This is a genomic window from Deltaproteobacteria bacterium (assembly GCA_030654105.1).
Lineage (GTDB): Bacteria > Desulfobacterota > SM23-61 > SM23-61 > SM23-61 > JAHJQK01.
Map to the genome: position 1 here is coordinate 1 of JAURYC010000060.1, position 9,425 is coordinate 9,425.

11 protein-coding genes are annotated in these 9,425 nt (G+C 51.0%); 2 read left to right on the forward strand and 9 right to left on the reverse strand.

Translation table 11 applies throughout. The features are described 5' to 3' along the window. Window positions 1-273: 273 nt before the first annotated feature. The 9 genes from Q7V48_02390 to Q7V48_02430 form a co-directional block, all read right to left on the reverse strand. Entirely contained in the window at window positions 274-2,505 is a 2,232-nt protein-coding gene (locus tag Q7V48_02390; GenBank protein ID MDO9209588.1) for a molybdopterin-dependent oxidoreductase, read from the reverse strand. Window positions 2,506-2,604: 99 nt separating this feature from the next. Next, window positions 2,605-3,525, reverse strand: a complete 921-nt coding sequence (gene nrfD, locus Q7V48_02395; GenBank protein ID MDO9209589.1) for an NrfD/PsrC family molybdoenzyme membrane anchor subunit — start codon at window positions 3,523-3,525, stop codon at window positions 2,605-2,607. Beyond that, on the reverse strand, window positions 3,504-4,106 hold the full coding sequence (locus tag Q7V48_02400) for a 4Fe-4S dicluster domain-containing protein (protein MDO9209590.1): 603 nt from the start codon (window positions 4,104-4,106) through the stop codon (window positions 3,504-3,506). Before Q7V48_02400 ends, nrfD begins: the two co-directional genes overlap by 22 nt. A 152-nt stretch (window positions 4,107-4,258) precedes the next feature. Next, window positions 4,259-4,579: an ATP synthase F0 subunit C gene (gene atpE, locus Q7V48_02405; GenBank protein ID MDO9209591.1), complete on the reverse strand. Its 321-nt coding sequence runs from the start codon at window positions 4,577-4,579 to the stop codon at window positions 4,259-4,261. A gap of 178 nt (window positions 4,580-4,757) precedes the next feature. Next, window positions 4,758-5,471 (reverse strand): F0F1 ATP synthase subunit A, encoded by a 714-nt coding sequence (atpB, locus tag Q7V48_02410; protein MDO9209592.1) that lies wholly within the window; start codon window positions 5,469-5,471, stop codon window positions 4,758-4,760. Continuing rightward, on the reverse strand, window positions 5,471-5,887 hold the full coding sequence (locus Q7V48_02415) for an ATP synthase subunit I (protein ID MDO9209593.1): 417 nt from the start codon (window positions 5,885-5,887) through the stop codon (window positions 5,471-5,473). The genes atpB and Q7V48_02415 overlap by 1 nt, the downstream gene beginning before the upstream one ends. Beyond that, window positions 5,862-6,110: an AtpZ/AtpI family protein gene (locus Q7V48_02420; protein MDO9209594.1), complete on the reverse strand. Its 249-nt coding sequence runs from the start codon at window positions 6,108-6,110 to the stop codon at window positions 5,862-5,864. Before Q7V48_02420 ends, Q7V48_02415 begins: the two co-directional genes overlap by 26 nt. A gap of 131 nt (window positions 6,111-6,241) precedes the next feature. Further along, window positions 6,242-7,543 (reverse strand): glutamate-1-semialdehyde 2,1-aminomutase, encoded by a 1,302-nt coding sequence (hemL, locus tag Q7V48_02425; GenBank protein ID MDO9209595.1) that lies wholly within the window; start codon window positions 7,541-7,543, stop codon window positions 6,242-6,244. An 84-nt stretch (window positions 7,544-7,627) separates the two neighbouring features. Further along, window positions 7,628-8,107 carry an Lrp/AsnC family transcriptional regulator gene (locus tag Q7V48_02430; GenBank protein MDO9209596.1) on the reverse strand — a complete coding sequence of 160 codons (480 nt, stop codon included), beginning with the start codon at window positions 8,105-8,107 and terminating at the stop codon, window positions 7,628-7,630. A gap of 303 nt (window positions 8,108-8,410) precedes the next feature. Here Q7V48_02430 and ndhC point away from each other — a divergent pair, with 303 nt between their 5' ends. Both ndhC and Q7V48_02440 read left to right on the forward strand, forming a co-directional pair. Next, window positions 8,411-8,767 (forward strand): NADH-quinone oxidoreductase subunit A, encoded by a 357-nt coding sequence (gene ndhC / locus Q7V48_02435; GenBank protein MDO9209597.1) that lies wholly within the window; start codon window positions 8,411-8,413, stop codon window positions 8,765-8,767. After that, on the forward strand, window positions 8,758-9,234 hold the full coding sequence (locus Q7V48_02440) for an NADH-quinone oxidoreductase subunit B family protein (GenBank protein MDO9209598.1): 477 nt from the start codon (window positions 8,758-8,760) through the stop codon (window positions 9,232-9,234). The genes ndhC and Q7V48_02440 overlap by 10 nt, the downstream gene beginning before the upstream one ends. Window positions 9,235-9,425 lie beyond the last annotated feature (191 nt).

A 9,425-nucleotide genomic window follows, 5' to 3' on the forward strand; every position in this document is an offset into this window, starting at 1 on the left:
CTGGCCATAGGTTCCTGATTTTGATGGCAGCTCAAACAGAAAAACGGATGTGTCGTGGTAAAGCGGACCAACCCTAAAGCCGGGATGGCAGCTAAAACCAGGATGATCGCAATGACCAACACCCAGGTTCGTCTGGACAATTTAGGTAACGATGGTATTTTCATGACCAGCCTCTGTATCTCTGGAGGTTCTCTGATGCTTAGATCTTAATGGTTTCGCAAAAAGATCATTAGGGGGGCGGCCCATCGGCTCGCCCCTACCTTGGGTTCTTTTTTAGACCTTTTGCAAAGTCACTTTCGTGTCGTTCCAGGCCAACCCGCCCCCAGCCGGCTCAAAGTCGGCTGTGACTAACGCATTGGTGTTAACACCGTTTCCTTCCTGATTCCACCAGATCAACCCTGTATCAGAGTCGCTGCTTTTTTCCTTTTTGGCCCGGGCGAATTTTCCCAGCTGCGAGTGTCCCAGGCCTTCGGTCAAAGTAACCACCCGGGGATGAACGCCATGAGATAAGCGCACCCGGGCTATGAGACTTCCAGTCGCCGAGGAAACTTTAACGCGATCCCCTTCACGAATGCCCTTAGCCTGCGCTGTCTCGGGATTGATCCACAGAGGATTTTCATGCAGAATTTCAGCGAGCCATTTGGCGTTCGCCAAGCGCAAAGTCATGACGTTGGCCCGGTTGACAACCAGGATCAATTCCTCCTCTTTCATCCCCTGGTGGGCCTGAATGGGTACATAAGCCGGCAGCGGGGGCAGTCCGCTTTCCTCCAGCCGGCGGGAGAATATCTCAAATTTGCCGGATGGGGTATTGAAGCCCTTTTTCTCAAAGGAGCGGTAAGCCGGTTTGGCTGCCGGGTCAAACCATACCCCTTCTTTCTTCAGGAGATCGATCCCCCCAGACTTGGATAGCCCCTCGATTCGGGCGGCAGCTTTTCCGATGAATTCATCGCTGCTTTTATAAGGGAATGCTTTCTGGAAATCGTCTCCCATTCGCCCGGCCAGCTCGATGAAGGTGTCGCCGATAGACTTGGATTTCCCCAACGGGGAGACCATGGGTTGCCGGATGCTGACGAAGGGGATGAGCCCCATGGCAGGCCGGGATTCTAAATTCCAGCTTTCCAGATAGGAAGCCATGGGCAGGAGGAGATCCGCTAACGCTCCCGTTTCCGTCAAGTGGGTATCTGCTGCCACCAAAAAGGGAACCCGCTTCTCATCCTTAAGGATCTGCATGGTCTCGGCTGTGCCGGGATTGGCATAAGCCGGATTGGCCATGTAAGCGAAGAAGAACTCAGGCTGGCCTTTTCCTTCTTTGAGGGCAGCAAAAGCCTGGGGAGAGGACGAAAAGGGACTTTTCCATTTGGGCTCGCCAAGATCCATCGTGCGGGGCAGGCAGCACCCGCCAGGAATATCGATATTCCCTATAACGGCATTTAACAGGGCAATGCAGCGCTCATTAAACACCCCATTCTTATGGCCGCTTACCCCGCGTCCCGTCAGGGAAACTGCCGGTTTTGTCTTAACGAACTCCAAGGCCAGGCGGCGAATATCTGCCGCTTTGACCCCGCTGACTTTTTCGGCCTGCTCCGGCGTGTACTGGGCAAGGTGTTCAGCGAGCTTGGGCAACGAAAAATTCGTCCAGCGGGTGAGGAACTCCTGATCATGCAATCCTTGCTGCAGGATATGCTGCGCCATGGCCAGGGCGATCACTCCATCTGTCCCGGGGTTCACCTGGTACCATTCGTGGCTCTTGCCGGCGGTGTTCGAGAGGCGGACATCGAAAGTGACCAGCTTGGCCGCGTTGGCCACCTGAGCCTCCACAATCCGCTGCGCCAGGGAGATGTATTGTTCATGATTCTCGTAAGGGTTGGCCCCAAAGTTAAGGATGAAACGGGATTTGGCTACATCGCTGACCGAGGATTCCGCTCCCCAGGTAAGGGCCTGAGCCGTCATGCGGGCTTCGTTGGGGAACCCGCTATCCGTGAAGAGGGTCGGAGATCCAAGGGACTTGAAGAAATGCAGAGCCAAGAGCTCCTTCGAACCGGGGGTGCCCATTTCGACCCAGAGGGCTTCAGACTTCCTCCGACGGCGTAATTCGGCGAGCCTCTTGGAAATTTCTTCCAAGGCCTGATCCCAGGAAATACGGCCCCATCGGCCTTCCCCGCGCGCGCCAGAGCGCTTAAAGGGGTAAAGCAAGCGGTCAGGGTCGTAAAGGACGTTTAGTCCGGCGTGGCCCCGGGAAGATATCTTGCCCCGTTTATTTGGGTGCTTAGGGTTGCCGGTAATTTCGGTTACCCGGCCGTCGGTGACTTCCCCAAGAATCCCACATCCCGCGGGGCAGAGAAGGCAGGTGCTGGCTACGGTTACCGGTTTGCCGGTCGTGCGCATGATCTTTTTGGGCGTTTCCGGGGGAGGGCTGAGGCAACCGGAAAGAGAGCCCCCGAAGCCAACCACGGCTGCGCTGGTAAATCCGAATTTTAAGAAATCTCTTCTCGTAACTTTCTTCATGAGAAACTCCTTGGGTTTCAAACCAAGAGCAGAAATTCACCGCCCCACATGATCATGTTGCGCACGAAGAAGAAGCAGATATATCCCATTATCCCTTATCTAATGCAACATCACGCTCTGACCGCCCACCACGATGATAATGCGCATAGCCAGAATCCCACAGAGGATAAAAAGGCAGGCAATACATTGCCCAATGGGATGAAGTCTGATTCGCTTGATCGAAAGCAAGATTAAAGGAATCGCCCCTCCCAGCGTGAGTTCCACCCCCAAAAACAGGGGAGCCCAACTCCCCCGCGTGAGCAACTGGTAGGTCACGTACTCTTCCGCCTTGGAGTTGGCCAATACGGCAAGGTCGCACCCCATCAAAAATAGCTCGACAATTATAAAGAGGTACATCATTCTGACCAAGGTATTAATGATGCGCAAATCCGCGGCCTTTTGTTCTGCATCCTGATTCTGAGCGAAATAATAGTAGCGGATGTTGATAATGATGATAATCAGGGCGAGCCCGGAAACCATAGCGGAAACCAGGAAAAGAATAGGGTTTAAGGAGGTGTTCCAGAAGGCCCGGCCCGCACCCAAGGCCAGGATGAAACCGGTGTATCCATGCACGCTGACTGCAACTGGGAAACCGCATAGACCCCAGATTTTGGCCAGCCGGGTATTTTCTCTGAACACATACCAAGCGTAGATCAAGCCTATGGGTGGATAGGCGGTCAGGAAGAATGTCCCCCAGGTTATGGGGGACCGGAGGTTAATATAGGGGAAAAGGTGCCAGAAGCGGGGAACTTGAGTAAGGTCCAATAGAAGAAAGACGGGGGCGACAGCTAAAACGATCAAAGCGCCTACAGCTCCGATCTTGCCAATGGGCTTCCACTCCTGCTTATTCAAAAGAGTCGCCACGACCGAAGTGGTGTAGAAACCCATATGCAGGCCGGTAATATAAAAATAAATGGCAATCAAATACCCTATCGGAATGACAAAGGGGACATTATAGATTACTCGTGCACTTTCTTCCAAAGCGCTCCTCCTCGGGCATCCATTGTCAGCTGGTCGGCGTTTATGTAAAAAACCATGGGATGGGTGTTCATTTCTGGTTTCATCACCATGACGGCATTGGATTGAATCAGGCGATAGACCTCACTTTGTGGATCATGGGTATCCCCCATATAGCGGGCAGTGGTGGGGCAAGCCTCCACACAGGCCGGTTGTAACCCTCTGTCCAGCCGGTGCACGCACCAATCGCATTTCTGCACAATGGGCGTTATGGGATTGATATAGCGCACGTCGTAAGGGCAGGCCGCCATGCAGTACCGACAACCGATGCAGCGATGGGGGTCAACGAGAACAATTCCGTCTGGGCGCTGGTAAGAAGCTTTCACCGGGCAGACGGTAACACAGATGGGGCTCTCGCAGTTGTTGCAGAGCAGAGGCAGAAATGATTTCCGGATATAGGGGTAGCGTCCCTTTTCCACCTGCTTGACCCACGAACGCCACACCCCCAAGGGCACGGCGTTTTCTCTCTTGCAGGCCACCGAGCAAGTATGACAGCCGATACATTTCCTCAGATCGATGACCATTCCGTAGCGAACATTGGTCATGGGATTCTTCCTCTTATATAAACTCCTGGCGAGTTTTGCGGGCCATCATTGAAAATGAGCCACCATTGAAGCACAGGAAGCCTGCGCAGGCAGCGCCGGACTCGTCAGGCGCAAACGGCCCTGGCTCTTCCGGCAGGTGAATGAATCCGTGGTTAAAGCTTGGCATAAAGCATGATGGATATGACCAGGGCGTAAATTACCAGCGATTCGATTAAGGCCAGACCGACAATCATGGGAATAAAAATCTTGGGCTGGGCTTCCGGATTGCGGGCGATGCCTTCCAAGCCTTTGGAGATAGCGATTCCCTGACCCAGTCCGCCGCCTAAAGCCGCAATGGCAATGGCCAGGCCGCAGGCCAGACCGATAAATTTCTTTGCCTCCTGCCCCAGAGGTTCTTCAGCCGCAAAGGCCAAAGAAGCAAAAAAGCAGCTTAAGGCGAAAGTCAGCAAAAGGACCCACATCGTTTTCTTCATTATCCAATACCTCCTATTGAATGAAATACCTTTCCTTCCATCCATCTCTTAACTCGATTGTATAGGAAATTCCTTTTTGGACACGGATGTACACAGATTATCAGGATAAACTAAAAAGAAAATAATTATCTGCGGTTATCTGCGTCCTATTAAATTTTAACTTATAACTCGTAACTCTTTAATGTTCCGACTCCTCAATGGCCAAGGATATGTACACCATGGAAAGCAATATAAAGATAAAAGTCTGGATAAGCGACACGAAAACTCCCATAAACATTGCCAGGGGTGGGAGGAAAAGAACCAGTAGGGAAGGCGTTAAAAGGGTCAAAGATAACAGCATGTGGTCAGCCATGATGTTGCCGAAAAGACGCATGGAAAGCGAGAGCACCCGAGCCAAATGGCTGATAACTTCAATGATGACGAACAAAGGAGAAAGCCACAGGACCGGGCCAAGAAAATGTTTGAGGTACTTGAAACCGTGGGCTTTGACCCCGTAATAATGCGTGGCAAAGAAAACCACCAGGGCGCAGGCTACTGTGGTATTCAGATTATCCGTGGGGGGCAGGAAGCCCGGAACTAAGCCAAGGAGGTTGGAGAAGAGGATGAAAAAGCCTAAGGTTCCGATTAAGGGAAGGAATTTCCGGCCCCGTGGCCCGATAATGTCGTCTAAAAATTTCAAAATCATCTCCGTGAAGAGCTCAAAGAGATTCCGCAGAGTAAGCCGGCTGGAGGGTACTATGGCCGTCGGGATTTCCAAGGCCACTTTTCGAAAAGCCAGGTAGGAAAGTAGAGAGAGAATCAAGAGCACAAAAAGGGCCCCAGAAACCTGATGGGGGAGCCCCCCGATGAAAGGTACGTAAGAAAGCCATGTAAAAGGGGCAGGTCCAGCCATTATCCGTTTCCCTTTCTCTCAGCCCGGAGTGATTCCTGGATAACTCCGAAAAAAATGCCCGGGAGTAGGGTGGAAATGCCTATGATGAAAGCCACGGAATTTACTTTGATAAAACGAAAAATCATAAAAATAACCATCAATAAGGCCAAAAATTTAATCAAAACTTGCAGCCCATGGATCTTCTTTTTTTCGAAGATCACTTTTTCCATAATCCGCCAGAGCCAATGAAAATTGAGGATGGCCACACCCCCTCCCAGGATTAGCCCTAAAGAAATTGACCAGCTTTGAAACCATAGGCTACCCACGAGGAGGAGAGCAAGAACCTGGGCAGTTCGTTTCTCAATGGAGGCCAGCTTGCGGATTTCCCTCTGCCGTGCCGGTATTGGAAGTTTATTTCTTACGCTCGTCTCTATCAACGCTCTTCATCAAGGAAAAAAGGCTCCGAAAGCCCGCAATCACACCGAAAATTAAAAATATTAAAGTGAGCCATGGACCCGTACGCAAAAACCGATCCAAGAAATAACCAATAGCCACTCCTATGGCCACGGAGAAGCCCATTTCCAGGCCGATAGCACTGTAACGCACGACCTTCTTATAGAGCTTTTTCTTATCTTCCCCCATTGCCATGCGGGCTGGCATCCCTTACTTCTTTTTTATTTTAACCGGCTGAGATTGCCCAGATTCCGGTTTTTTGGCCACACCCCCTTTTGTCAATAATGAATGAATATTCATTCAAGGATATTTTAGTTAGCATACCCAGCAAAATATTGTCAAGGGGTTTTTTGAAGATCCCACTTTTCCAGGGCGGCCTCGGCAGCCTCTAATGTGCGCTCCATATCTTTTTGGGTATGGGCAAGAGAGACAAAGCAGGCCTCAAACTGGGATGGGGGTAACCAGATCCTGGCCTGCAACATCTTCTGGAAATATTTAGCATATTGGCCAACATCCGCTTTTTTGGCCGAGCTATAATCCCAGACTTCCTCCCGGGTGAAGAAAAGGGTGAACATGGAACCGGAACGGTTGATCCGTGCCGGGACTCCCTTGCGGGCAAAAAGGGCATTCAACCCCTGGCAAAGATCCTGGGTAAGGCTATCTATTTTATTATATATCGCCTTATCCTTAAGGATCTCCAGGGTGGCCAAACCGCAAGTCATGGCCAGAGGATTTCCGGAGAGGGTTCCGGCTTGATATACGGGCCCCAGGGGAGCGACTTTTCCCATGACCTCCCTCCGCCCTCCATAGGCCCCTACCGGCATTCCGCCCCCAATAATTTTGCCCAGACAGGTGAGGTCGGGGTTGATGCCAAAAATTTTCTGGACTCCACCATAGGTCAGGCGGAAACCTGTGATGACTTCATCAAAAATCAACAGCGACCCATTTTCTCGGCAAATTTCCTCTAACCCTTTCAAAAACCCTTCCCGAGGCAGGACGATCCCCATATTCCCGGCCACCGGCTCGACGATGACACCGGCAATTTGCGAGGGGTTCTGGTCGAAGATGACCTGAACCGCACTCAGGTCATTGTAGGGGGCAACGAGAGTGTGGGCAGCTACAGACGGGGGAATTCCAGCGCTGTCTGGAATTCCAAAAGTAATGGCCCCGGAACCGGCTTTGACTAGAAAGCTGTCGGCATGGCCATGGTAACAACCTTCGAACTTGATGATCTTATCTCGCCCTGTAAAACCCCGGGCCACGCGCAGAGCGCTCATCGCTGCTTCTGTCCCTGAGCTGACCATGCGCAACAATTCCATGGAAGGGATGGCTTGAGAAATTTTTTGAGCCAGGCGAACTTCCAACTCCGTAGCCGCACCGTAGCTCCAGCCATGGGCAAGAGCCCGGGACATGGCTTGGTGCACTTTCGGGTGGGCATGCCCCAAAATCATGGGTCCCCATGAAGAAACATAATCGATGTAGACCTTTCCGTCGGCATCGAAAATCTTCGACCCTCTGGCTTGGGAAACAAAGAGCGGATCAAGCCCTACGGCTCGAAACGCCCGCACCGGACTGTTGACCCCGCCAGGGATTACCTTCTGGGCCTCGATGAAAAGCTTTTTGGATTTTTTCGTTATCATATGCCCCCCTAAATAGTTGGTCTATTTCGTCTTTCGGGTCATCTGGAAAGACCAAACGACCAAACAGACCAGACAGACCAAAAATTATTTAAAATAGCGCATGCTCGATTTTTTATGTTCCCGCTTGGAAAAGAGAAGTTGATAGTCCTTCAGCCCGGTTTCCCTGGAAAGCTGCTGAGCGATCAAGCGGCAATCCCGCGCCCTTGGCCCGTGGACCATGGTGTATAAATTAAAGGGCCATTGGGGTAAAGAGGGACGAAGGTAACAATGGCTTACTGCTGGAAAAGCGATCATCGCCCGGGTAACCCTGGGGATCTGATCCTCCGGTACCTTCCAGACCACCATGGCATTTCCCTGGTAACCTGCCCTTTGATGGCGTAAAATGGCTCCAAAACGCCGGATCCGTCCCCGGCGAATAAAACGGCGGACCCGCTTCAGAAGCTCTTTTTCCTCCCATCCGAGCTGCTGGGCTACGGATTCAAAGGGGGTGAGAGATAAAGGCAGATCTCCCTGGATTTTACGAATCAGTTTCTTATCTTCCGCTGAAAATTTTTGGGAGCCCATGGATAATTATTATGACTTATAACATAGATGGAAGAAACCCGTCAATGTATACTGGGCAGCAGGAAAAATCACCTTAGCTATTTTTGTCCGAGAGAGCAACCAAAAAAAACTTGACAAGATTTTTTATTTCTGTTAATTCGATATGAATGATGATTCATTCGTTTTTTTATGGTTGCCTTTTTCATTAAATTTATAATTCGCCCATTTGCCAAAGTTGGACAGAGGAAGCCTGGATGTTTCTTGAAGTCTGGAGCCCTTCTTTTGTGCCCATCGGGGTCTGAATTTTATGGAGGATTATAATATATGGTAATGGACTATATTCCCATATTCATATTTTTCGTGATCGCGGTAGGATTTGCTATCATTACCATCTTCCTTTCAGCCATTATCGGAAAACGAAAAATAACTCCTCAGAAAATGATCCCCTATGAATGCGGAATGGACCCTGTCGGCCAAGCCCGCAACCCCTTTTCCGTGAAGTTCTATATTATCGCCATGCTATTTATCATCTTCGACATTGAAGCCGTTTTTCTCTACCCCTGGGCTGTAATTTTCAAGGAACTCAAGATCTTTGGTCTGGTGGAGATGGCCGTCTTTATCGCCATCCTCCTCGTGGGCTTCATTTACGTCTGGAAAAAAGGAGCCTTGGAATGGGAATAGAAGCGCATTTGGGAAATAATGTCTTAACCGCCTCCCTGGAAAAACTGGTCAACTGGGCCCGGCGTTCCTCTCTCTGGCCAGCGGGGTTTGGACTGGCCTGCTGCGCTCTGGAGATGCTTGTAGCTGTCTCCGCCCGTTATGACCTGGCCCGGTTTGGCATGGAAGTTTTCCGCCCCTCCCCCCGGCAGGCCGACCTGCTGATCGTCGCCGGAACTGTAACGAAAAAGATGCTACCGGCGGTAGTGCGGATATATGAGCAGATGCCCGAGCCCAAATGGGTAATTGCCATGGGGGCTTGCGCTTCCAGTGGCGGGATCTTCGACACCTACGCCACGGTCCAGGGGATTGACCGGTATCTCCCGGTGGATGTCTATATTCCTGGGTGCCCTCCCCGTCCCGAGGCCCTGATCTACGGAATCATTAAACTGCACGAGAAGATCAGCCAAGAGAAGCTCACGGAAAGGTAATAAATTATGGACCTGGAAGTCATAGTGAACAAAGTGAAAAATAATTTTCCAGAATCCGTTCTCGAAGCTTCGACTTTCCGGGGAGAAAACACCCTGGTCCTTCGGGCCGAGGACATTCTACCCATTTGCCGTTTTTTACACGATGACCCCGATCTTTTCTTTGATTACCTGACCGACCTGTGCGGCGTGGA

Excerpts from the sequence above, each read along its gene's own strand:
- Q7V48_02390 (MDO9209588.1), bottom strand. The coding sequence starts at position 2,505 with ATGAAGAAAGTTACGAGAAGAGATTTCTTAAAATTCGGATTTACCAGC.
- Q7V48_02400 (MDO9209590.1), bottom strand. The coding sequence starts at position 4,106 with ATGACCAATGTTCGCTACGGAATGGTCATCGATCTGAGGAAATGTATC.
- atpE (MDO9209591.1), bottom strand. The coding sequence starts at position 4,579 with ATGAAGAAAACGATGTGGGTCCTTTTGCTGACTTTCGCCTTAAGCTGC.
- atpB (MDO9209592.1), bottom strand. The coding sequence starts at position 5,471 with ATGGCTGGACCTGCCCCTTTTACATGGCTTTCTTACGTACCTTTCATC.
- Q7V48_02420 (MDO9209594.1), bottom strand. The coding sequence starts at position 6,110 with ATGCCAGCCCGCATGGCAATGGGGGAAGATAAGAAAAAGCTCTATAAG.
- hemL (MDO9209595.1), bottom strand. The coding sequence starts at position 7,543 with ATGATAACGAAAAAATCCAAAAAGCTTTTCATCGAGGCCCAGAAGGTA.
- Q7V48_02430 (MDO9209596.1), bottom strand. The coding sequence starts at position 8,107 with ATGGGCTCCCAAAAATTTTCAGCGGAAGATAAGAAACTGATTCGTAAA.
- ndhC (MDO9209597.1), top strand. The coding sequence starts at position 8,411 with ATGGTAATGGACTATATTCCCATATTCATATTTTTCGTGATCGCGGTA.
- Q7V48_02440 (MDO9209598.1), top strand. The coding sequence starts at position 8,758 with ATGGGAATAGAAGCGCATTTGGGAAATAATGTCTTAACCGCCTCCCTG.